The organism is Streptomyces sp. NPDC033131 (assembly GCF_055578365.1).
Genome location: NZ_JBVIPA010000011.1, coordinates 14,677 through 37,068, shown reverse-complemented (window position 1 = coordinate 37,068; position 22,392 = coordinate 14,677). Strand labels below are relative to the sequence as shown.

11 protein-coding genes are annotated in these 22,392 nt (G+C 73.5%); 7 read left to right on the top strand and 4 right to left on the bottom strand.

What is annotated here, in order from left to right; translation table 11 throughout:
- Window positions 1–73 precede the first annotated feature (73 nt).
- Both ACZ5XS_RS16305 and ACZ5XS_RS16300 read right to left on the bottom strand, forming a co-directional pair.
- Entirely contained in the window at window positions 74–1,570 is a 1,497-nt protein-coding gene (locus tag ACZ5XS_RS16305) for a tryptophan 7-halogenase (RefSeq protein WP_468651744.1), read from the bottom strand.
- The gene (locus ACZ5XS_RS16300; RefSeq protein WP_468651742.1) at window positions 1,567–9,834 is read right to left on the bottom strand and encodes a type I polyketide synthase; all 8,268 of its coding nucleotides are present in this window, start codon (window positions 9,832–9,834) and stop codon (window positions 1,567–1,569) included. Before ACZ5XS_RS16300 ends, ACZ5XS_RS16305 begins: the two co-directional genes overlap by 4 nt.
- Window positions 9,835–10,030: 196 nt before the next feature.
- Between ACZ5XS_RS16300 and ACZ5XS_RS16295 the strand changes: the two genes are divergently transcribed.
- Window positions 10,031–10,693, top strand: coding sequence for an NUDIX domain-containing protein (locus ACZ5XS_RS16295; RefSeq protein WP_468651740.1), 663 nt, complete (start codon window positions 10,031–10,033; stop codon window positions 10,691–10,693).
- Between the two features lie 125 nt (window positions 10,694–10,818).
- On the top strand, window positions 10,819–11,805 hold the full coding sequence (locus tag ACZ5XS_RS16290; RefSeq protein ID WP_468651738.1) for an aldo/keto reductase: 987 nt from the start codon (window positions 10,819–10,821) through the stop codon (window positions 11,803–11,805).
- A gap of 48 nt (window positions 11,806–11,853) precedes the next feature.
- On the opposite strand, the gene ACZ5XS_RS16285 is transcribed toward ACZ5XS_RS16290, so the two are convergent.
- Window positions 11,854–12,597 carry a TetR/AcrR family transcriptional regulator gene (locus tag ACZ5XS_RS16285; RefSeq protein WP_468651736.1) on the bottom strand — a complete coding sequence of 248 codons (744 nt, stop codon included), beginning with the start codon at window positions 12,595–12,597 and terminating at the stop codon, window positions 11,854–11,856.
- A gap of 107 nt (window positions 12,598–12,704) precedes the next feature.
- Between ACZ5XS_RS16285 and ACZ5XS_RS16280 the strand changes: the two genes are divergently transcribed.
- A complete protein-coding gene (locus ACZ5XS_RS16280) occupies window positions 12,705–14,543 on the top strand; it encodes a glycoside hydrolase family 15 protein (RefSeq protein WP_468652055.1) in 1,839 nt (612 codons plus the stop codon).
- Window positions 14,544–14,721: 178 nt separating this feature from the next.
- Here ACZ5XS_RS16280 and galE read toward each other — a convergent pair whose 3' ends face one another.
- Window positions 14,722–15,771: a UDP-glucose 4-epimerase GalE gene (gene galE, locus ACZ5XS_RS16275; RefSeq protein WP_468651734.1), complete on the bottom strand. Its 1,050-nt coding sequence runs from the start codon at window positions 15,769–15,771 to the stop codon at window positions 14,722–14,724.
- A 233-nt stretch (window positions 15,772–16,004) separates the two neighbouring features.
- Here galE and ACZ5XS_RS16270 point away from each other — a divergent pair, with 233 nt between their 5' ends.
- The 4 genes from ACZ5XS_RS16270 to ACZ5XS_RS16255 all read left to right on the top strand — a co-directional run bounded on the left by ACZ5XS_RS16270 (window position 16,005) and on the right by ACZ5XS_RS16255 (window position 22,375).
- On the top strand, window positions 16,005–17,057 hold the full coding sequence (locus tag ACZ5XS_RS16270; protein ID WP_468651732.1) for a phosphotransferase family protein: 1,053 nt from the start codon (window positions 16,005–16,007) through the stop codon (window positions 17,055–17,057).
- Window positions 17,058–17,195: 138 nt separating this feature from the next.
- Window positions 17,196–18,281 (top strand): GNAT family N-acetyltransferase, encoded by a 1,086-nt coding sequence (locus ACZ5XS_RS16265; RefSeq protein WP_468651730.1) that lies wholly within the window; start codon window positions 17,196–17,198, stop codon window positions 18,279–18,281.
- Window positions 18,282–18,354: 73 nt separating this feature from the next.
- Window positions 18,355–21,162, top strand: coding sequence for an HAD family hydrolase (locus ACZ5XS_RS16260; protein ID WP_468651728.1), 2,808 nt, complete (start codon window positions 18,355–18,357; stop codon window positions 21,160–21,162).
- Window positions 21,163–21,241: 79 nt separating this feature from the next.
- Window positions 21,242–22,375, top strand: coding sequence for a GNAT family N-acetyltransferase (locus tag ACZ5XS_RS16255; protein WP_468651726.1), 1,134 nt, complete (start codon window positions 21,242–21,244; stop codon window positions 22,373–22,375).
- The last annotated feature ends 17 nt before the right edge of the window (window positions 22,376–22,392 follow it).

The following is a 22,392-nucleotide window of genomic DNA, read 5'->3' as shown; positions in this document are numbered from 1 at the left end:
CCCCGGCCCCGGGGCCGGCCGAGGGCGTACAGCCGCCCACGGCCGGCCCCGGGGGCCGAGAGGACAGAGGCCGTCACTCGGCCACCCAGGTGAGGCCGTCGTCCGAGGCCACGAGGCCGCCCGGGCGCAGCGGGGTCTCGTCCTCCAACGGGCCGCCGAAGACGCCCCGTTCCTGAAGGACCGCGCCCTCCTGGAACACCTGGCGGATCGTTGCGGCCTCGAAGAGCGGATTGCGCAGGCCGTCGGAGTTTGGGAGCCGGCCCACGGCCTCGTCGAGTTCCGTGGCGGCGGCCGTCAGCCGGGCACCCGCCTGCCCGGGCCCGCCGAGGGACGTGTCGCCGGACGCCAGTCCGCCCACCAGGTCCACGAACGCCTCCAGTTCCGTGGTGTCGACGTGGGTGACCTTGCGGGCCTTCCAGAAGTACGACCGCTCGTCCTGGTGCATGTCGTAGAAGGAGACCAGGAACTCGTGGAACAGGCCGTACTCGTGCCGGTAGCGGGCCTCGAACTCGTCGAAGAGGCGGCCCTCGTCCAGCGTCCCGGCGAGGCCGCCGTTGATGGACCGGGCCGCGAGCAGGGCGCCGTACGTGGCGAGATGCACCCCGGAGGACAGGACCGGGTCCACGAAGCACGCCGCGTCGCCGACCAGCACCATGCCGGGCCGCCACAGACTGGACTTCCAGTACGACCAGTCCTTGCGGACCCGCACCTGGTCGTACGGCGCCTCGGTGGCCTGGGGAACGCCGTGCAGGAGGTCACGGACCTCCGGGCACGAGTCGATCAGCCCGCGCCAGGCCGTCACCGGGTCCCGCTGGATCGCGGCGGCGCTGTCCCGGCTCACCACCGCTCCGACGCTCGTGAGGTCGTCCCGGAGCGGGATGTACCAGAGCCAGCCCTCGTCGAAGGCGGCGCAGAAGATGTTGCCGTCGTTGGGCGCCGGGAGCCGCGCGCCCCCCGCGAAGTAGCCGAACACCGCGATGTTCCGGAAGAACTCGGAGTACGTCCGCCTGCCGCCGACCTCGCTGTGGATCCTGCTGCCGTTGCCGGAGGCGTCCACGACGTAGCGTGCCCGGGCCTCGCGGATCTCGCCGGACGGGCCGGTCCACTGGACGCCCCGGACGCGTTCCTCGTCGGCGAGCACGCCCTTGACGCGGCAGCCCTCCCGTACGTCCACGCCGACCCGGCGCGCGTTGTCCAGCAGGATCGCGTCGAAGCGGGACCGCTCGACCTGGAAGGCGAACGAGGTCGGGTCGGCCAGCCGGGGGGACAGCGCGAAGGAGAACTGCCACGGCTCCGGGTTCCGGCCCCACCGGAAGGTTCCGCCGCGCTTCGGCTTGAAGCCCGCCCGCGCGACCTCCTCCTCCACGCCCAGGATGCGGCACACCCCGTGCACGGTGGACGGGAGCAGCGACTCGCCGATCTGGTACCGGGGGAACGTCTCCCGCTCCAGGAGCAGGACGCGGTGGCCGCGCAGGGCGACGGCCGACGCGGCGGTCGCCCCGGCCGGGCCGCCGCCCACGACGACCACGTCGAACTCCTCGACCGCCGTCTGCTCATCGATGGGGTTCACTGTGCTCCTTCTGCGGTCGGTGCCGACGGAGCGTCCGTGCGGCCGAGGGAGTCGAGCCAGGCGCGGACGGCCGCCGCCGTGGCCGGGGTGTGGTCCTGCATGAACGAGAAGTGGTCGCCGGGTACGTCGACTCGGGCGTGCGGCAGCGGCCAGGAGGTCTGCCACGCGTCCGGGTCCGCTCCCGCCGCCATCTCGGGCGTCGGCTGCGTGGCCCGCACCAGCAGCGTGGGGACGCCGACCGGTTCCGGATCCCAGTCGAGGAACATGCGGGTGTACGCGCCCAGTGCCGCCACACCGGTGTCCTCGTCCCCGGTGAACTGGTTCCCGCCCAGGCGCGGCGCGATGACGGCCGGCAGGGACAGCAGCCAGTCCTTGTCGCTGTTGCCGTTGTTGATCAGATAGGTGTCGAGCAGGACCTGGCCGACGGGGGCCCTGCCCATGGCTTCGAGCCGCCGGGTCACGGCATGGGCGACGGCGCCTCCGGTGCACATGCCCACGACGGCGAAGGGGCGGTCGCCGACGTGGTGCAGCACCGTCTCCGCGTGGGTCCGGGCGAGCGTGTCCCGGTCGGCCGGCACGGCGCGGCCCGCTCCGATGCCGGGGTGCGGGAGTTCCAGGACGTCCAGCTCGCCCTGGAAGTGGGAGTGGAACCGGGCGAACTCCCCGCCGGGGGCGGCGAACGGCGGGTGATACCCGGTGAAGAAGACCAGCACCGGACGTTCCCCGGAGCCCAGGGAGCCCAGGGAGCCCCCGGTGCCTCCGGAGCTTTCCGTGCCCTCGGGGCCCTTCGCGCGCCGCAGCGGCGGCAGGGCGTGCTCCCGGCTGTCGTCGGGCCCGAAGGTCGGCATCGCCCAGGAGGCCGTGACCAGCATGTGCATCGCGGCGACCACCTGACCTGCCTCGCAGACCCGCCGGTAGAGCGAGGAGAGCGTCTGTGCGGGTCGGTCGTCCGCCGGTGCGTGTTCCGGCTCCGGCGCGGCCTCGGGCAGGTCGTCCAGCAGGCCGAGCACGTGACGGGCGAGCCCCTGGGGCGTCGGGTGCTCGAACACCACGGCGGCCGAGAGCCTGAGCCGCAGCGCCATGCTCAGCCGGTTGCGGACCTGGACCGCCATCAGTGAGTCGAAGCCGAGTTCGGCGAAGGACTTGCCGGCGGGCAGCGCGTCCGCGTCCGGGTATCCGAGCACCACCGCCACGTCGGCGCTCATCAACTTCGCGAGCGCATCCTCCCGTTGAGCGGCGGGCAGCTCGGCCAGCAGCGTGCGCCAGGCTCCCGGCCGCGCATGCTGCTCCGTACCGGGTGCGGAGCCGGTGTCGGCGTTTGCGGTGTCGGCGGCGGGCCTGCGCGGGGGCAGCAGTCCGTGCAGGAGCGGCGGCAGGGGTCCCCGTGCGGACCGCAGGGCGCCCCGGTCCAGCAGGATCGGCGCCAGCACGGGCTCGCCCGCGCCGAGCGCCGCGTCGAACAGGGCAAGGCCCTGCTCCACGGACAGCGCCCGGAGCACGTCAGGGGCTCTTCCGCTCGGGGCGCCCGCACCGGCCATGCCGGCGCCGTGCTCCCAGGGGCCCCACGCCAAGGACACGGCGGGCAGCCCCAGGCGGGTGCGGTGGCGGGCCAGGGCGTCCAGGAAGGAGTTCGCCGCCGCGTAGTTGCCCTGACCGGCGCGACCGAGTAGGCCGGACACCGAGGAGAACAGGACGAACGCCGACAGGTCCAGGTCCCGGGTCAGCTCGTGCAGATGCCAGGCCGCGTCCGCCTTCGGCCGGAGGACCGCGGCCATCCGCTCGGGAGTCAGCGCCGCCAGGACGCCGTCGTCCAGCACACCGGCGGCATGCACCACGGCGGTCAGCGCGGGCGCGCAGCCCTTGACCACCTCGGCCAGCGCGGCGCGGTCGCCCGCGTCACAGGCCACGATCCGCACCTCGGCACCCAACTCCTCCAGCACCCGCCGCAGTTCCTCGGCGTGCGGGGCCCGGGGCCCCTGGCGCCCGGTGAGCAGCAGGTGCCGTACGCCGTACGAGGTGACGAGATGGCGGGCGAGTTCCGCCCCCAGAGCACCGGTGCCACCGGTGATCAGGACCGTGCCGTCCGGCTCGAAAACGCCGCGCCGGGTGGGGAGTGCACTGAGGGCTGCCAGCCGCGGGGCCGCCAACTGTCCCTTTTCCGCCGAGAGTTGGGGCTCCCCGGTCGCCACCGCCGCGGGAAGCAGCCGTAGCGACTCGGGTCGGCCGTCCACGTCGACGAGAATGATCCGCCCGGGCAGCTCCGCCTGGGCCGCACGCACCAGCCCCCACACGGCCGCCCCGGCCAGATCCGGCTCCGGCGCGGTCGCGTCCCGCGTCACGACCACCAGGCGTGAGCCCGCCGTTCGTGGGTCGTCCTGCCAGTCCTGCAGGGTTCGGAGCACCCTGCCGGTCAGCACGTGTACCGCGGGCAGCGGGCCGGTGTCCGTGGCAGGCGCGACCGCCGTGACCACGACGGCGTCCGGTTCGGGCGCCTCGGCGTCCACGACCTCGGGAAGCAGCCCGCCGAGGTCCAGCTCGTCCGGGCCCACGAGCGTCCAGCGTCCGGTGTGCACACGATGCCGCTCGCCCTCGGGAAGCTCGACGCTGGTCCAGCCGGGGTGCAGCAGGGCTCGTCGCACCACCTCGGCCGTCTGTCCGGCCGGGTCGGCCGGCAGTTCCCGCATGGCCAGGGAGTCCACCTGTGCGACCAAGCGCCCCGCCGGGTCGGCGAGGGTCACCGACACCGTGTCCGTGCCGCCCGGGGCGACCCGTACGCGTATCTCCGACGCGCCCGCCGCGTACAGGCGTACGCCGTTCCACGCGAACGGCACCCGGACCGCGTCGGACTCGGGTGCGGAGCCCGCGAGCAGCGGGGCGTGCAGGGCCGCGTCCAGCAGCGCCGGATGCACGGTGTACCGGTCGGCGGACGCCGACTCCGGCTCGGGCAGGCGGACGTCAGCGAACAGTTCGCCGCCCCGCCGCCAGAGTGCCTGTACGCCGCGGAAGGCCGGGCCGTAGGCGAGGCCGCCGTCCGCGAGGCTGTCGTACGCGTCGGCGAGGTCGACCTCGGTCGCGCCCCGGGGCGGCCACACCGCCAGTTCGGTCCTCGGCTGAGCGGTCTCCGTGCCGCTGAGCATTCCGGTGGCGTGCCGGGTCCAGGCCGGCTCGGCGGCATCCGTGGCGGGCTCCGCACCATCCGTGACAGGCCGGGCGTAGACGTCGACCGGGCGTCGGCCGGACTCGTCCGTCGCGCCCACGACGACCTGGACGCGTACGCCCGTGGCGGCGGGCAGTGGCAGCGGGGCCAGGACCACGAGCTCGTCGAGCGCACCGCAGCCGACCTCGTCGCCCGCCCGGACGGCCAGCTCCACGAACGCCGTCGCGGGGACCAGGACCGTCCCGCCGATCACATGGTCGGCGAGCCACGGGTGGGTCGAGCCGGAGAGCAGACCGGAGAACACCGTCCGGTCGGTGTCCGGCACGGCGAACGCCGGGCCCAGCAGCGGGTGTCCGTGCGGGTCCGCGCCGGCGCCGGTGGTGCGCGGCGCGTCCAGCCAGTACCGCCGCCGCTGGAAGGCGTACGTCGGCAGGTCCACCCGCCGCGCACCGGTGCCCGCGAACACCGCGGGCCAGTCGACGCGCGCCCCGCGCACATGGAGGCGCGCCACGGCGGACAGCAGCGTCCGCGGTTCGTGCTCGCCGCCACGCGTGGCGACGGCGCACATCGGGGCGGGGCCTTCGCCGTCCCGACCGGGCAGGCAGTCCTCGGCCGCGGCGGTGAGCGCGGGGCCGGGGCCGATCTCCAGGAACGCCGACACCCCGTCGTCCCCGAGCCGGCGTACGGCGTCGGCGAACCGCACCGGCAGGCGCGCGTGCCGTACCCAGTAATCCGGCGAACACAGCTCCCGGGCCTCGGCCGGACGGCCCGACACGGCCGAGACCACCGGGATCCGCGGCGGCCGGAAGGACAGCCCCTCGGCAACGTGGCGGAAGTCGTCGAGCATCGGTTCCACCAGCGCCGAGTGGAAGGCGTGGCCGACCCGCAGGCGCACGGTCCTGCGGCCGCGCGCCTCGAACCCGGCCGCGACCGCGAGCACCGCCTCCCGTACGCCCGAGATCACCACGGAGCGCGGCCCGTTGACGGAGGCGATCGCCACCCGGTCACCGAACTCCGACAGCACGGCGAGGACTTCGTCCTCCGTCGCGTGCAGCGCCACCATCGCGCCGCCCGCGGGCAGGGCGTGCATCAACCGGCCCCGAGCCGCGACGAGTTCCGCCGCGCCGGCCAGGTCCAGCACTCCGGCGACGTGGGCCGCCGCCAGTTCCCCGACGGAGTGCCCGGCCAGGAAGTCGGCGCGCACCCCCCAGGACTCCAGCAGCCGGAACAGTGCCACCTCGAAGGCGAACAGCCCGGCCTGGGTGAAGTCCGTACGGTCGAGCAGGGCGGCCTCCGGTGTACCCGGCCCGGCGGACAGCACCACGTCCAGCGGTCGGTCCAGACGGCCGTCCAGTGCCCGGCAGACCTCGTCGAAGGCCGAGTCGAACGCGGGGAACGCGGCGCGCAACTCCGCTCCCATCCGTGGGCGTTGAGCTCCCTGGCCGGTGAACAGGAAGGCCGTACGGACACCGGGATCGGCGACGGCTCGCTCCGCGCCGCCCATGCCGTCGGCGAGAGTGTTCAGCGCGGCCAGCATCCGGGTGCGGTCGTCGGCCGGCACCATCGCCCGGTGGGCGAGCGGTGCCCTCGACACGGCCAGGGAGTAGCCGACGTCGGTCGACGACAGAGACGGCCGGGCGGCCAAGTGGGCCGCCAGGCGGCCGGCCTGGGCCCGCAGGGCACTTTCGTCGGCGCCGGAGAGCAGCCAGGGCGCCGGCACCTCGGCGGTGCTCGATCCGGTTCCGGGCGGCTGTGCATCGAGCGGCTGTGTACCGGTCGCATGCGTACCAGGCGCATGCGTCTCGGTCACGTGCGTGTCGGTCGCATGTGTATCGGTCGCGTGCGTGTCGGTCGGCTGCGGAGGCTCTTCCAGGATCACGTGCGCATTGGTGCCGCCGATGCCGAAGGCCGACACCCCGGCCCGGCGCGGTCCGGCGTCCTTCGCGGGCCACGGGCGGGCCTCGGTGAGCAGTTCCACCCGGCCCGCCGACCAGTCGACGTGCGGGGTGGGCGTCTGCGCGTGCAGCGTGCGCGGAAGTTCCCCGTGCCGCATGGCCTGCACCATCTTGATGACCCCGGCGACGCCGGCGGCCGCCTGGGTGTGCCCGAGGTGGGACTTCACCGAGCCCAGCCACAGCGGCGGCCGGTCCTCGGCGCGTCCCTGGCCGTAGGTGGCCAGCAGGGCCTGCGCCTCCAAGGGGTCGCCGAGCGTGGTGCCCGTACCGTGCGCCTCCACCGCGTCCACGTCGTCCGCGCGGAGCCCGGCATCGGCCAACGCCCGTGTGATCAGGCGCTGTTGGGCCTGGCCGCTCGGGGCGGTGAGTCCGTTGGACGCGCCGTCCGAGTTGACGGCGGAGCCGCGCAGCACGGCCAGTACGGGGTGGCCGTTGCGCCGGGCGTCGGACAGCCGCTCCAGCAGGACCAGTCCCGCTCCCTCGCCCCAGGCGGTGCCGTCCGCCGAGGCCGAGAAGGACTTGCAGCGGCCGTCGGGGGAGAGGCCGCGCTGGCGGCTGAAGGCGGTGAACGGCTTCGGCGTCGCCATCACCGTCACTCCGCCGGCCAGGGCCAGGGAACACTCGCCGGAGCGCAGCGCCTGCGCCGCCCAGTGCAGTGCCACCAGCGAGGAGGAGCACGCGGTGTCGACCGTGACCGACGGACCGTGCAGGCCGTACACGTACGAGATCCGGCCGGAGGCCACACTGCCGGCCGAGCCCAGGCCCAGATGGGCTTCCAGCTCGTGCTGGGTGAAGCGGGCGGAGTAGTCGCCGTGCATCACGCCGACGAAGACGCCCGTGTCGCTCTCGCGTACCGCCGCCGGGGCGATACCCGCGCGCTCCCACACCTCCCACGAGGTCTCGAGGAGCAGCCGCTGCTGCGGGTCCATCGACAGCGCCTCACGCGGCGAGATCCCGAACAGGCCCGCGTCGAACTCCGCGGCCCGGTGCAGGAATCCGCCGCTGCGGGCGTACGAGGTGCCGACCCGGTCCGGATCGGGGTCGTACAGGGCGGCCAGGTCCCAGCCCCGGTCGGTGGGAAAGCCGGAGATCGCGTCCTCGCCCTGCGACACCAGCCGCCAGAGGTCCTCGGGGGAGTGGACGTCGCCGGGGTAACGGCAGGCCATGGCGACGATCACCACCGGATCGTCCGGGCGCGCTTCCGCTGTGGAGGCAGCCGGGGCGGCGGACACCGGAGTGAAGAGGGTGCCGTGCAGGTGCCGGGCCAGCGCGGCCGGGGTGGGGTGGTCGAAGACCAGCGTCGAGGGGAGCCGCAGGCCGGTCGCCTCGCCGAGCCGTTCGATCAGCGTGACGGCCCCCACGGAGGTCAGCCCGAGGTCGGTGAAGGGGATCTCGGCGTCCGGATCGGCGGAGGGCGTATGCCCGTCGAGCGGTCCGGCGCCGCAGGCTGCCGCCGTCTCCGCGAGCACCGCCTCGCGCAGCGCGCGTTCCCGCCCCTCCGGCGGCAGCGTCAGCAGCCGTCGGCGCAGGGCCCCGTCGGCCGCCGTCGGCGCGGGGAGGGGCGGGCGGACGTCGGACACCGGCCGGGACAGGTCCGGGAGCAGGGCGTGGCGGGCGGTCTTGCCGGACGCCGTACGCGGGACGGCCGCGATCTCGCGGATCTCGACGGGCAGCTTGTACTCGGCCAGCCGGGCGCGGCACGCGGCCAGCGCCTGCCGTGGGTCGAACCCCTCCGGTCCCGGGACGACGTAGGCCACCGGCACCTCGCCGAGCACGTCGTGCGGCCTGCCCACCACCACCGCGTCCCGCACGCCGGGACAGTGCAGCAGGGCCTGCTCGATCTCCGTGGGGTGGATGTTCTCGCCGCCACGGATGATCAGTTCGCTGACCCGGCCGGTGAGGATGAGATGACCGTGCTCGACGCGCCGGCCGAGGTCACCGGTGCGGTACCAGCCGTCCCGCAGCGCGGCCTCCGTCGCCTCGGCCTGGTGGTGGTAGCCGCTCATGAGACCGGGCCCGCGCACCCAGATCTCGCCCTCGTCGCCGTCCGTGACATCGTTGCCGGAGCCCGGATCGACGAGCCGTACGTCCATTCCCGGGACCGGCGGCCCGCAGGACCCGTCGACGCGCGGCCCGTCCGGCCGGTTCACCGCGATCATGCCGCAGGTCTCGGTGCTGCCGTAGGCGTCGAGCAGCGGCGCCCCCAGAAGCTCCCCGACCGCTCGGCGCAGGGCGGGCGCGCTCGGGGCGCCCGCCACGACACACGTCCGCAGACCTGGCACGGGCGTCGCGTCCCCGGCCGCCGACGCCACCAGTTGGTGGTAGACGGCGGGCACACCGGCCAGGACCGTGTAGGGGCCGCCGAGGGCTTCGTGAGGTGTGCGCAGCTCGCGCAACAGGCCGCCGGGCGGCAGGAGTTCACCGGTGATCCTGGCACTCGCGCCGACGGCGGTGACACCCAGGACGGCCAGCGAGTGGCCGAAACTGTGGAACAGCGGGAGCGGCCAGAGCAGCCGGTCCTCGGGCGAGAGGCCGAAGATCGGGGCGTAACAGGCCGCCACCGACCACAGGGCGGCGCGCTGCGTGGACAGCACGCCCTTGGGGCGGTGGGTGGTGCCGGAGGTGTAGAGCATCCAGGCCGGCTCGTCGAGCCCGAGGTCGTCCCGGGGCGGTTCGCAGTCGTCGGCCTCGACCGCGTACGAGTAGAGGACCGTCCCGTCGGGGGCGTCCGCCGGGACCGGCCCCGCGCCGGTGAGCAGGACGCGCGTACGGCCGGGCCCGGGACCCGCGCGGTGCAGCCGGGCCAGGTGCGCGGAGTCGGTGACAAGGACCGAAGCCCCGCTGTCCTCGAGGAAATGGGCGAGTTCGGCGTCGGAGGACCGCGGGTTGAGCGGCACGCCGACCGCCCCTGCCCGGACCGTGGCCAGGACACTCTCCACCATCTCCACGCAGTTGCCCAGACAGATCGCGACCCGGTCCCCGCGCCGCACGCCCGCTCCGGCGAGATACCCGGCCAGCCGGCCGGTGCGCCGCTCCAACTCCGCGTAGGTGACGCTGCGCACGTCGTCGGCGTACGCCACGCGTGACGGCCATTTCCCGGCGTGCGCCCTCAGTAACTCCGGCAGCGGCCGGATCAGCCCGTCGCGCGTCATGTATCCGCCCTTCCGGCACGTGTCGCGGCACGGCCGACGTGAAAGTCCCTGCGTGTCGACGTCGTTGAGCCTACGGTCCGGCCGGTCCGATGATCGTGTGTTTCGGCGACCGGCGTTGCGGGACGTCCCGGCACCGCAGGATGGTAGAAGCGAGCATGACCAACTTGCACTCTCCCTCGTCCCCGGCGGGTATCCGATGACCGCCGGTATCGACACCCCCGACCGCCGGGGCCGCACCGGACTCGACCGCACCGGCCGGAACCTCACCGGAAACCCGCGGGTCAAGGTGCGGGACGTGACCCTCCTGTCCAGTCACTGGTACGTCGAGCGGACCACCGTCTTCGACTTCCAGCACGCCGACGGCACCTGGAGCACCCAGGAGCGCGAGACGCACGACCGCGGCAACGGGGCCACCATGCTGCTGTACGACGCCGCACGCGAAACCGTGCTGCTCACCCGCCAGTTCCGCTTCCCGGTGTACGTCAACGGCCACCCGGACGGCCTGCTGGTCGAGACCCCGGGCGGGCTGCTCGACGACGAGGACGAACACCCGGAGATCGCCGTACGCCGGGAAGTCGTCGAGGAGACCGGCCACACCATCGGCGAGGTCCAGCACGTCTTCGACGTCTACATGAGCCCCGGCTCGGTCACCGAACGCGTCAGCTTCTACGCCGCCTCCTACGGCCCCTCGACCCGCACCCATGAAGGGGGCGGCCTGGGAGAGGAGGGCGAGGACATCGAAATCCTCGAACTCCCCTTCCGCCGGGCCCTGGAGATGATCCGCACCGGGGAGATCGCCGACGCGAAGACGATCATGCTGCTGCAGTGGGCGGCACTGGAAGGGCCGTTCGCCCGCTGACCGAGGCGGCGGACCGGCACCGCCCTCCCCCGTCAATTCGCCCCGCACGCCCTTGACTTGAAGAGCACTCGAAGATGAAGACTCCCGTTCGTGCCCCGAATGAGGGCGCGAACGGGAGGACCATCGTGAAGTACCGCACCATCGGCAGCGCCCCGGACAACCGCCGCGAGGTGAGCGTGCTCGCCCTCGGCGCGATGCTGTTCGGCTCCCGGACCGACGAGGAGACCTCCTTCGCCGTGCTCGACCGCTATGTCGAGGCCGGCGGGACCTTCATCGACACGTCCGACAACTACGCCTTCTGGACCGACGGCGGCCAGGGCGGACAGAGCGAGGCACTGCTCGGCCGCTGGCGGCGCAGCCGCGGCATCGGCGACGAGGTCCTCATCGCCACCAAACTCGGCGCCCGCCCCCTGGCCCCCGGCACGAGCTACGTCGACAACGCGGAGGGCCTGTCGGCGAAGGTGATCCGAGAGTCGGCGGAGCGCAGCCGCGAGCGCCTGGGCGTCGAGAAGCTGGACCTGCTCTACGCCCACATCGAGGACCACACCGTCCCCCTGGAGGAGACGGTCGAAGGCTTCGCCGCGCTGGTCGCGGAGGGCACGGCCGGCCTGCTCGGCGTCAGCAACCACGCCGTCTGGCGGGTGGAACGGGCCCGTGCGCTGGCGGCCACCGCCGGTCTGCCCGGCTACGACGTCCTCCAGTACGAGCACAGCTACCTCCGGCCCCGCACCGACATACCCGGCGACCTCTTCCCCGACGGCACGCTGGGCGCGGCGGGACCGGACCTGTTCAGCTACCTGAGGGCCGAGCCCGCCCTGACCCTGGTCGCCTACTCACCGCTCCTGAAGGGCACGTACGCGCGCCCCGACCGACCGCTTCCGCCGGGTTACGACCACCCGGGCACCCCGGCCCGCCTCGCGGCCCTGCGCGACGTGGCCCGGGAGACGGGCGCGACCGTCAACCAGGTCGTCCTGGCCTGGCAGCTGGGCGGCGAACCGCCGGTCATCCCCCTGGTCGGGGTGTCGTCGGTGGCACAACTGGAGGAGCACCTGGCGGCGGTGGAGCTGGAGCTGACGGGGGAGCAGCGGGCGCGGTTGAACGAGGTCCACTGACGGCACCCGGCGCACCCCCCGGCCGCCGCGCCAGGGCAGCCCTGCTTCTCACCCCGCTCCGACGAAACGGTCGAGCAGCACGTCCAGCCCCGCCGCCAGCCCCTGCGGCCCCCCGCGCCCGGCGAGCGCGGGGGCCACCTCCCGGAGTACGGGCAGGTCCTGCGGCGGCATGCGGTGCAGGCCCAGGCGGAACGCCGGGTCCGGCTCGTCGGGGTTGTCCACCATCGCCCGCAGTTCCCCGGACACGTAGCCGAGGAGCCAGGCGGTGAAGGCGCGGAACGCGGCGGCCGCGCGGTCGTTGTCGAGCCCGGCCTCCCGTAGCAGCAGGAGCACCCGCTCGTGGTCCTGGAGGACGGCGAGCGGCCGACGGGCCAGCGGGACCGCCAGCATGCGCGCGGCGAGCAGCGGGACCGCCTGTGGGTGTTCCAGACAGACGTCGTAGGTGACCCGGGCGATGCGGTGGAGTCCGGTGCGCCAGTCGGGTGCCCCGGCGTCGTCGCCGTCCAGCCGTCCCGCCAGTTCGAGGTAGAGGGCCTCGACCAGGCCGTCGAGGAGGGCTTCCTTGCTCGCCGCGTACCGGTAGAGCGCCATCGCCTCCACGCCCAGCTCGGCTCCCAGCCGGCGCATGCTCAGAGCCGACAGTCCCTCCCGGTCCACCAGGTCCAGGGCGCTGGCCAGCACCCGCTCCCGGCTCAGCCGTCCATAGCGGCCGCGGTCGGCGGCGCGGCGCGCCGGCCCCGCTCCGTCCGCCTCGTCGTCGTCGCCCCGTGCCCCGGCCTGCTCCTTGACCATGCCTTGCCTCCGATGATCGGCCAGTGTCCTGCCCGAGTTGACTCTATGCACCTCCGGGAGGAATGTGTATGTATACGTCGTAAATATACGGCACGAGGTCGGGATGGCTGGGAACAGAGGCATCGGTCATGAGCGCACCCATCGAGGACTACGCCCTCCTCAGCGACTTGGAAACCGCCGCCATGGTCGGCAGGAACGGCTCTGTCGACTGGCTGTGTCTGCCCCGCTTCGACTCACCGGCCTGTCTGGCCGCACTGGTCGGCACGCGGGAGCACGGCTTCTGGCAGGTGGCCCCGGCCGCCTCGGGGCTCTGCACGCGCCGGTCGTACCGCCCGGACACGCTGGTCCTGGACTCCGTGTGGGAGACCGGGAACGGGGCGGTACGCGTCACGGATTTCATGCCACCACGGTCCCGGCTGCCCTGTCTCGTCCGTGTGATCGAGGGACTGTCGGGCGCCGTGCCGATGCGCAGCGAACTGCGCCTGCGCTTCCACCAGGGGCGAGTCGTGCCGTGGATCCGGATCGCCGACCGGTGCAGCGTCGCGGTCGCCGGCCCGGACTCCGTGTGGCTGAGCGCTGACGGCCAGGTGCGGGAACTCGGCAGCGAGGGCTCCACGGTTCTCGAGTTCACGGTCAGGGCCGGCCAACGGCTGGCCCTGACGCTCGTGTGGGCACCCTCGCACCGGCCTGCGCCGCCCGCACCGCTGTCCGTCCCGGCGGAGACGGCGCTGAAGCAGACCGGCGACTTCTGGCGCCACTGGACCGCCCAGTGCCGCTACGAGGGCCCGTGGCGGGACGCGGTGGTGCGTTCCCTGATCACGCTCAAGGCACTCACCTACGCTCCCACGGGCGGCGTCGTCTCCGCGCCGACCACTTCGCTGCCGGGGTGCATCGGAGGCGAACGCAACTGGGACGACCGGTACTGCTGGCTGCGCGACTCCACCCTGACCCTGTCCTGCCTGCTGCGCAGCGGCTACCGGGAGGAGGCGACGGCCTGGCTGGACTGGCTGGTGCGGGCCATCGCCGGCGATCCCGCGGATCTGCAGACCGTGTACGGCGTCGGCGGGCAGCGGCTGCTGCCCGAGACCGAGGCGTCCTGGCTGCCCGGCTACGAGGGATCGCGGCCGGTTCGGTTCGGGAACTCCGCGGTCGGTCAGTTCCAGCTGGACGCGTACGGCGAGGTCATGGACACGCTCTACCTGTCGTTGCACGCGGGCATCCCCCTGCCGGCCCACGTGTGGAATCTGATCGAGGAGCTGATGGGCTTCCTGCACCGCCACTGGCGGGAGCCGGACCAGGGACTGTGGCAGATGCGCGGGCCGCGCCGCCAGTTCGTGCACTCCAAGGTCATGGCCTGGGTGGCCGCCGACCGCGCCCTGCGCATGAGCAGACTGCTCGGCCGCAACGGAGCTTCGGCCGAGTGGCGGACCATGCGGGACGAAGTGCACCGGGAGGTCTGCCGGGAGGGATGGGACGCGAAGCAGGGGGCCTTCGTGCAGTCCTACGGCTCGCCGGCCCTGGACGCATCGGCCCTGCTGATGTCCAGACTCGGCTTCCTGCCCGCCCGGGACCCCCGGGTACGCAGCACCGTCCGGGCGATGCACCGGCTGGGCGACGGCGGGTTCGTACGGCGGTACGCGCAGGGCCGCCGCGGGGTGCACGACGTGGACGGCATGCCCGGCCGGGAGGGCGCGTTCGTCTCGTGTTCCCTGTGGTACGCGCACGCCCTCGCGGCGGTCGGCCACCCGGAACAGGCCCGGGAGGCCTTCGAGCGGGTCCTGGCCGTTCGCAACGACGTCGGGCTGCTGTCGGAGCAGTGGGATCCCGCCGCCGGGCGACAACTGGGCAACGCGCCCAAGGCGTTCAGTCACATCGCCCTGGTGGAGACGGCGTTCGCCCTGTCGGCGGCGCAGCCGGGCCGGCGAGAGGTGACGCCGATGCCGTAGGGGGCGTGCTCTCCGTCGAGCGCGGCCGGCGAGTGCCTGCCGGACCCTGGCGGCTCGATGGTCTCGATGGTGGTGTCGCGCATGCCGGGTGCTCCGTGTCCGCCGCTGGGCGGCACCATGGGCACGCGCCTCCCCGAGTCGCGGGACACCGGGTGGCGGTGGAGGGCGCTCGGCGCCACTACCCCTTCGTTCGCCGAGCGGACCGGGCGTAGCCCTGTGGGTTGAGCCGCTGGAACTCCCAGGCGTCCCGGCACATGGCGTCGAGATCCCGGGTGGGGTGCCAGCCCCAGACGCGGGCCAGGGCGGTCGCGTCGGCGACGACTTCGGCCACGTCGCCGGGGCGGCGCGGGGCGATCTCGTAGGGGATGTGCTTGCCGCTCGCAGTGGAGAAGGCCCCGACGACGTCGAGCACCGAACGGCCCTCGCCGCGGCCGAGGTTGTACACGTGCATGCCCGGGGAGTCGGCGAGGTGGTCGAGCGCGAGGCGGTGGGCTTCGACGGCGTCCATGACGTGGACGTAGTCGCGGACGGCGGTGCCGTCACGCGTGGGGTAGTCGGCGCCGAAGACACGCAGCCGTTCCCGTCGGCCGACGGCGACCTGGGCCACGTACGGCATGAGGTTGTCCGGGGCGCCGCGCCGGTCCTCGCCGAGCAGTCCGCTGGGGTGGGCGCCGGCCGGGTTGCAGTACCGCAGGCACAGCACGGTGTACTCGGGGCGGCGGCGGCACACGTCGGAGAGCAGTTGCTCGCAGATCCACTTCGAGGCCGCGTACGGGTTGGCGGGGTGGGCGGGGGCGGACTCGCCGACCGGGTCCGGTCCGGTCCCGCCGTAGACCGCGCAGGACGAGGAGTACACGAGCTGGTGTACTCCGTGGTCGTGCATGGTCCGCAGGAGGGAGGTCGTGCCGCCGACGTTGTTGTCGTAGTACTCCACGGGGCTGCTCATCGACCTGCTAGCGGACTTGTACCCCGCGAAGTGCAGGACGGCGTCCACCGAGTGGCGGTCGAAGACCGCCGCCAGGGCGGGCCGGTCGCGGATGTCCAGTTCGTAGAGGGCACCGACGAAGCGGCCGGCGAGTCGCTCCACGCGGGCGAAGGCTCGTGGCGAGCTGTTGGAGTAGTTGTCGACGACGATCAACTCGTAGCCGTGGTCCAGCAGTTCGACACAGGCGTGACTGCCGATGAAACCGGCCCCGCCGGTGACGAGGACGGTCGACGGTGCGTTCATGGCCCGCTCCCGTCTGTGCCGGCTGCGGTCGCGGTCTGCCCGCACGCCGCGGCAGCGTACGTTTACGATGTATACGTAAACTGTCCCTCCGCCGCGCCGGGGAGTCAAGAGCTGCCGGACATACGGTGCGGCCCACGGGGGGCCGGGGAGCGCGCCGCCGAGTCGCACGTCGAGCCCGGCAGCGGTGATGATGAAAAGAAGGGCGCGCTGCCGTCTGGCCGGAAGAGGGACGGATGACGTTCACAGAGGAGCTGCGGGGCCTCCTGCCCCTGCGCCCCGCCGGTGTTCTGACCCGTCCCGCCGACGTTCTGGCCGCGCGGCGGCTGACAGCCTCGCTCGGCGCTGACGGTGACTCCCACGGCGGTCCCCGAGGGGCGCAGCGGACCTTCTCCGATCTGCTGGTCTTCCGCCTCGGGGTCGGCGGCGCACAGCCCGTGGTGGTCAAGCACCCCCGAAGCCCCCGTGCGACCGCATCGCTGGCGCACGAATGTGAAGTGGTCGGAAGGCTGGCTCGTGACGACCGCCTCGGCCTGTGGCGCCGGCTGCTGCCCACGGTGCAGGAGCGTCGGCTGGAAGGGCCGCTGCCGCTGGTGGTGGAAAGCTGCCTGCCCGGCATCGGCGCCGACGCGCTGCTGCGGCGCTCGCCGCAGCTGACCCGCCAGGTCACCGTGTCCGCTCTCAGGGCGATCCGTGAGCTGCACCGGGCCACCGGACGGACAGAGGACGTGACGGCGTTCGTGGCCCACTGGGTCGACCCCCGGCTGGCCGCCCTGGCCGAGGAGGTCCGCTGGTGCCGCCGGGGCAGGGGCGCGGAAGCTCTGACGCTGCTGGGCGACCATCTGGTGCGCGAACTGACCGGCCGCCGCCTGCTGGTGGCGTGGACCCACGGTGACTTCCACCCCGGGAACCTGCTGGTGGAGGAGGAGCGGGGCGCGCTGTGCGGGGTGATCGACTGGGCGGGCGCCGTCCCCGAAGGCCCGTCCCTGCTCGACTGCCACACCTTCGTCCTGACCATGCGGCATCAGCGGGGAGGGCGGCAGTTCGGGCGGGTCGTCGCCGACGTGGTGCGACGAGGGTCCCTGCCGCCCGAAGACAGGCGGCTTCTCGCCGACGCGGGGGTCCCGGCGCAGGACGACCGGGAAGAGGTCGCTCTCGCGCTGCTGGCCTGGCTGTGGCATGCGGCGGGCAACGTGACGAAATCGGCCCGGTACGGGCGCAGTCACCGATGGGTCGACGACAACGTCGTGACCGTGCTCGACGAGGTGGCCACACACGTGACCGGCTGACGAGCGGACCCCGCTGTCCGGTTCCATCCGAGATGCCCGCCCTGTCCGTCCCGCTTACGATCGTTACGTGGACGCACGTGGGTCTCCGCCCCGCGAACGTCGCCCTTGCGGGATCCGCAAGCCCGGCAGGAGAAGGCCGTGAACGCACCCTCTGTGCTCCTGATCGACACGCCGGCCGGTCCCGCACACATCACCACGCCCGTGCCCCGGGCGACCTGGTGGGAGCTGGCCGGCCAAGACGTGCACACCCACGTCAGCCAGACTCCGGCATGGCTCGACTGCCTCTGCGCCTCAGGCCCGTACCGGGACTCCAGCCGCCTCTACGAGTTCCAGAACGGCAGTCGGCTGGTGCTCCCCCTCGCGCGCAGGAGACGCCGCCCGGAGCGGCTGGACGCGGAGGAGTCCTGGCCCGCCGACTGGGGCATCGGAGGACCCGTGTTCTCGGGGGGCGTCGGTCCTGCGCAGGCGCGGGCGGTCTTCGACGATCTCGCGCGGCGACCGGCCTTCCGGATCGGCGTGCGGTTCCGGCCGGTGGACGCGGAGATGTGGGCGAGCGCCGCGCCCGCGGACTTCCGGCGAGAGCCCCACACGACACAGGCGCTGAACCTCGACGGCGGATTCACGACGGTCTGGGAGCGCCGCTTCCACCAGCGCGCACGGCGCGCGGTCCGCCGGGCCGAAAGCTCGGAGGTCGAGGTGGAGGTGGACCGCACCGGCCGGCTCGTCCCCGCCTTCTACGCGCTGTACGAGCAGTCGATCGTGCGCTGGGCCGCGCAGCAGCACGAACCGCTGGCTCTGGCCCGCTGGCGCAGGACCAGAGCCTTCCCCGTACGACAGCTGGAAGCCGTGGCGGCCCGGCTCGGCGAGTCCTGCTCGATCTGGATGGCCTGGCGCGCCGGGGAACCCGCGGCGGCGATCGTCGTACTGCGCCACGGCACCCACGCCAAGCTGTGGCGCGGGGCCATGAACCGGGAACTGGCCCATCCCGTCCGCGCCAACCACCTGTTGCACCGGCTGGCGATCGAGGACGCGTGCGCCGCGGGCTGCCGGCGGTACGACATGGGGGAGTCCCGCCCGGAATCCTCCCTCGCCGCGTTCAAGGAGAGCTTCGGCGCGGACAGCTTCTCGTCTCCCCGCTACTTCCGTGAGCGGCTTCCCGCCACCGCGGCCGAGCGCAGACTGCGGGCGGCCGTCAAACACGTGATCCGTTTCCGGGATGCCTGACAGCCGCTCCCGCCGGATGCCGGACGGGACGCCGGCAGGGTCTTCCGGCGACCCAGGTCCGAGCCCGCGAGGAGTGATCCCGATTCCCGATGCCGACCTCCCTGCCGACGGGCACGTGGTTCCCGACCTGCACGCGGACGTGACCGAGCTGCACCGCGGGCTGCTCGACGCCGTGGGCCGGGGTGACCTGCTCGACGCCTATCTCTTCGCCGCCGGCACGGTCCAGATCTGCCAGGACCGGCTGAACGGCACCCCCTGGCTGATCAGCCGAGCCACGCGCACGCTCCACGGCACACCCGCCGGCAAGGTGCTGCGTCCAGCGCTGAACGGCGCCGTGACCGCTGCCGGGCTGTTCCCCGCCGTCCATCGCCTCAGGGCCTGGTGCTCGGTGGCACAGCGACTGACCGACGCGTTGGCGGACGCGGTGACCGCCGCACCGCCCTACGGCGACACCGCCGGCCGGGGCGCGGTCACCGGGCGGGCGTCCTGCCTGCTGGGCCGCCTCGGCGCCGAGGTGCCCGAGCCGGTCGCGACAGTGCTCGCGGGCAGTCTGCTGCGGCCCCCGTCCTCGTTCCGCAGCTTCGACCAGCACCCCCGGGATGTCGTCGAACTCGTCGCACGCTTCGCCCGGCGGTATCCCGACCGGAGCCGTCGGCTCCTTGTCGTCGGCCTGCTCACCTCGGGCGGCTATCTCGCCCCGCTCGCCGCGGCCGCCCTCCGCGCCGGGGGATACGCCGACGTGGAGGTCCGCTCGGCCAGACCCGCCGCGGCGTCCTCGCGTGCGGACACCGCAGCGCTGCGTTCCGCCGGGCGGGACGGCGCGCTGGCGCTGCTCATCGACGATCCGCCGTCCACCGGCCTGACCCTGGTCGCGGCGGCTCAGGGGCTGCGGCGGCTCGGTTTTCCCGCCGAGCGGATCGTCATGCTCTTCGCCGCCTTCGGCGACCAGCCGGTACCGGGATCCATCGCCGGGCATCCGAGCGTCGTACTGCCGCCGGCCGACTGGCACATCAGGGACCGGATGCGGGAGAAGTCACTGCGCGGCACCCTGGCAAAGCTGCTGCCGGACCGGAAGGTGCTCGCGCTGTCGGCGGGCGAGCCGGGGCTGCCGTCCCGCTGGTCCCACCTCGAGGTACCGCTCACCGTCCTGGTGCACACCGAATCCGGCAACAAGGAGCTCCACCTGGTCGCTCAGGGAGCGGGGACCGGTTACCTCGGCCGCCATGCGCTCAGGGTCGCCGACGCGCTCGGTGATCTGGTGCCCCGGGTGTACGGATTCCACGACGGAGTGCTCCTGCGGGAACGGCTGCCCGGTGAGCCCGACCGGTCGGTGGACCTCGCCCGCACGGAACAGGTTTGCGCGCCGGACGTCGTCCGCTATGTCGCCCGCCGCCGCGAACGGCTGCCGCTTCCGGCCGACCGCGGCCACCTGCTGACCGGCCGCCAGCCGGTGTGGGAGGCCGGCGCGCGCGTGTTCGCCGGCGGCTGCGGCCGACTGGCGGACCCCCTGCGACCGTTGCTGATCGACCCGCTGCTGAGGGAGCTGCTGCGCACCCCGGCGGCCTCCCTGGTGGACGGGCAGACGGAGTTCGGTCGCTGGTGGCCCGGCCCCGAGGGATGGGTCAAGACCGACTTCGACGACGGGTTCTTCAGCCATCTGGACCTGGCCGACTACGACGCGGCCTACGACCTGGCGGGCGCGGCGCAGGCACTGCCCGAGAACGTGGACCGGTTGGTGGCCGACTACGAGCGGCTCACGGGCAGCAGGATTCCGGCGGCCCGCTGGTGCGTGTACGGGGCCGTGCACGGCTGGAACGCCGAGCGCCTGGCCCGCTCGGGCGTCGGCATCGCCATGCACGAGGCCGAGGCGCGGCGAGCACGGTCCCGGGCCGTGCAGGAGTATCTGGGCGGTCTCTATCTCAGGGACCTCGACCCCGAGGGCGTCGCTGTCGTGGACACCATCGCGCGGCCCTCGGGTGAGTGGTGTGCGCTGGACGTGGACGGCGTTCTGGAGACGGACCTGTCGGGTGCCCCGGCACCCGCGCCGATCGGGATGATGGCGCTGCGGGCCCTACGCGCTCACGGCTACCAGGTGGTGCCGGCCACCGGACGTCCGGTGCCCGAGGTGCGCGACCGCTGCCGGGCGTACGGACTGCTGGGCGGCGTCGCCGAATACGGCGCCGTGGTGTACGACGCCGTGCGCGATCGTTCGACGCCGCTCGTGACCGGTCCCGACCGCACGGCGTTGGCTGCGCTGCTGTCCGGGCTGCCGTCCGTGACACTGGATCCGCAGTACCGGTGGTGCGTGCGGGCGCACCGGGGCTCCGGCAGGAACCGCACAGGGCTCGACGACGAGACCGTGCGCGAGTGTTCCGGCCGTCCCGAAGCCGCCGGTTTCGCCGTCGTACCGGGCGAGACGCAGACCGACTTCGTTCCCCTGGGCGTCGACAAGGCGACGGGCCTCGCGGCGCTGCTGGAACTGCTCGGCGCCCCGGAGGACACCCGCCCGGTGCTGGCTGTCGGCGACAGCGCCACAGACATCCGGCTGCTGCGGTGGGCCCGGCACGGATGTGCGCCGGGCAACGCCGCCGCCGCGGTGCGGGAGGCGGGGCTCACCGTCCTTCGGCGGCCCTACCAGGCCGGACTGGCCGACGCGGTGGAGCTGCTGCTGGGGCACCCCCCAGGAGGCTGCCCCCGCTGCCGTCCGCCCGCGTTGTCACCCGCCGACGCGGCCCTGACGGCTCTGCTGGCGGTGTCCGAGGCAGGCCGGGCAGGACTGCCCGCCCGGCTGCTCCGGCTCGCGCGGGCCCGGGCGGCCCTGGGCCGGTCCGGGACCGCGGGATCAGCAGGGCTGCCTTTCGGGGAGAGCCGGCAGCGATGAGAACCGCGGTCGGCCGGCTCCTGAAGCGATCAAGGCGGCATTGGGCGGTCCACTTCACGCTCAACCTGAGGAGGCCGACATGAGTCACCGGCGGGTTCGGCAGCACGAGCCGCGGGAATGGGACATCCGCAGCGACGAGGGGCTGGTACGGGCCATGAGCCCGGTTCCGCGTGAGACCTGGGCACGGGTGCTCGCCGCCGATCCCGGAGCCATGGCGTTCCACCTGCCCGCATGGGTGGACTGCGTCTGCGCGGTGGGCGGCTGGCAGGACGCCGGCCGGCTCTACCGGACCGAAGAAGGCCGGGAATTCGTCCTGCCCATGGTGTGCCGGCCGGAGCGGCCGCACCCGCTCGCCGTGCGGGCGTCGTTCCCTCCCGGCTGGGGCTCGGGAGGCGTTCTGGCATCCGGAGGGGTGCGGCCCCACGAGGTCGCCCTGGTGCTCGCCGACCTCGTCGCCGACCGGGCACTGCGCACCAGCATCCGCCCGTCCTTCCTCGCAGCACCTGCCTGGCCGGGCCCGGCGCCGGGACTGGTCTCGGTGCCGCGCACCGTGCACGTTCTCGACCTCACCGGCGGAATGGACGTCATATGGTCCAAGCGGTGGTCCAAGAACGCGCGAAGCAACATGCGCAGAGCGGAACGCACGGCCGAGCAGGCCGGTCTGACCGTCGTGAGCGGGAGCTCGCCCGAACTGGTCGAGGCCTTCTACGACGTCTACGTGCGGTGGCTCGACCGGCGGGCGCGGGAGCGGCACCTGCCCGTGGCCGTGGCACGACGGCGGGGAATGCGCGCCGAGCCACTCGCCAAGTTCCACGCGGTCGCCGCCGCACTTCCGGGCACCTGCCGCATCTCGGTCGCCGTCCTCGAAGGGCGACCGGTGGCAGCGGTGATCGCGCTGGTCGCCGGTGGTGTCTGCGTCCACTGGCGTGGCTGCAGCGACAAGGAGGCCGTCGGCCCGCTGCGGGCGAACCAGCTCCTTCTGCTCCGCTCCATCGAGCAGGCGTGCGACGCGGGGTGCCGCTACTTCGAGATGGGGGAGTCCGGCGGTGTCGCGTCACTGGCGCAGTTCAAGACCCGCTTCGCTGCCGCGGAGCGCCCCTTCACGGAATACCGGCTGGAGCGGATGCCGCTGACCCGGTTGCAGGGGCGGATGGACGGCTTGCGTGCAGCCGTGGAGCGCCGTCTCACCGAGCGGGGAGCCGTGGGCCCGTGAGGCCGGTCCGGTCCGGC

What these genes read in the sequence shown, in the direction of transcription:
- ACZ5XS_RS16300 (WP_468651742.1), bottom strand. Translation starts at nt 9,834, where the DNA reads ATGACGCGCGACGGGCTGATCCGGCCGCTGCCGGAGTTACTGAGGGCG.
- ACZ5XS_RS16295 (WP_468651740.1), top strand. Translation starts at nt 10,031, where the DNA reads ATGACCGCCGGTATCGACACCCCCGACCGCCGGGGCCGCACCGGACTC.
- ACZ5XS_RS16285 (WP_468651736.1), bottom strand. Translation starts at nt 12,597, where the DNA reads ATGGTCAAGGAGCAGGCCGGGGCACGGGGCGACGACGACGAGGCGGAC.
- galE (WP_468651734.1), bottom strand. Translation starts at nt 15,771, where the DNA reads ATGAACGCACCGTCGACCGTCCTCGTCACCGGCGGGGCCGGTTTCATC.
- ACZ5XS_RS16270 (WP_468651732.1), top strand. Translation starts at nt 16,005, where the DNA reads ATGACGTTCACAGAGGAGCTGCGGGGCCTCCTGCCCCTGCGCCCCGCC.
- ACZ5XS_RS16255 (WP_468651726.1), top strand. Translation starts at nt 21,242, where the DNA reads ATGAGTCACCGGCGGGTTCGGCAGCACGAGCCGCGGGAATGGGACATC.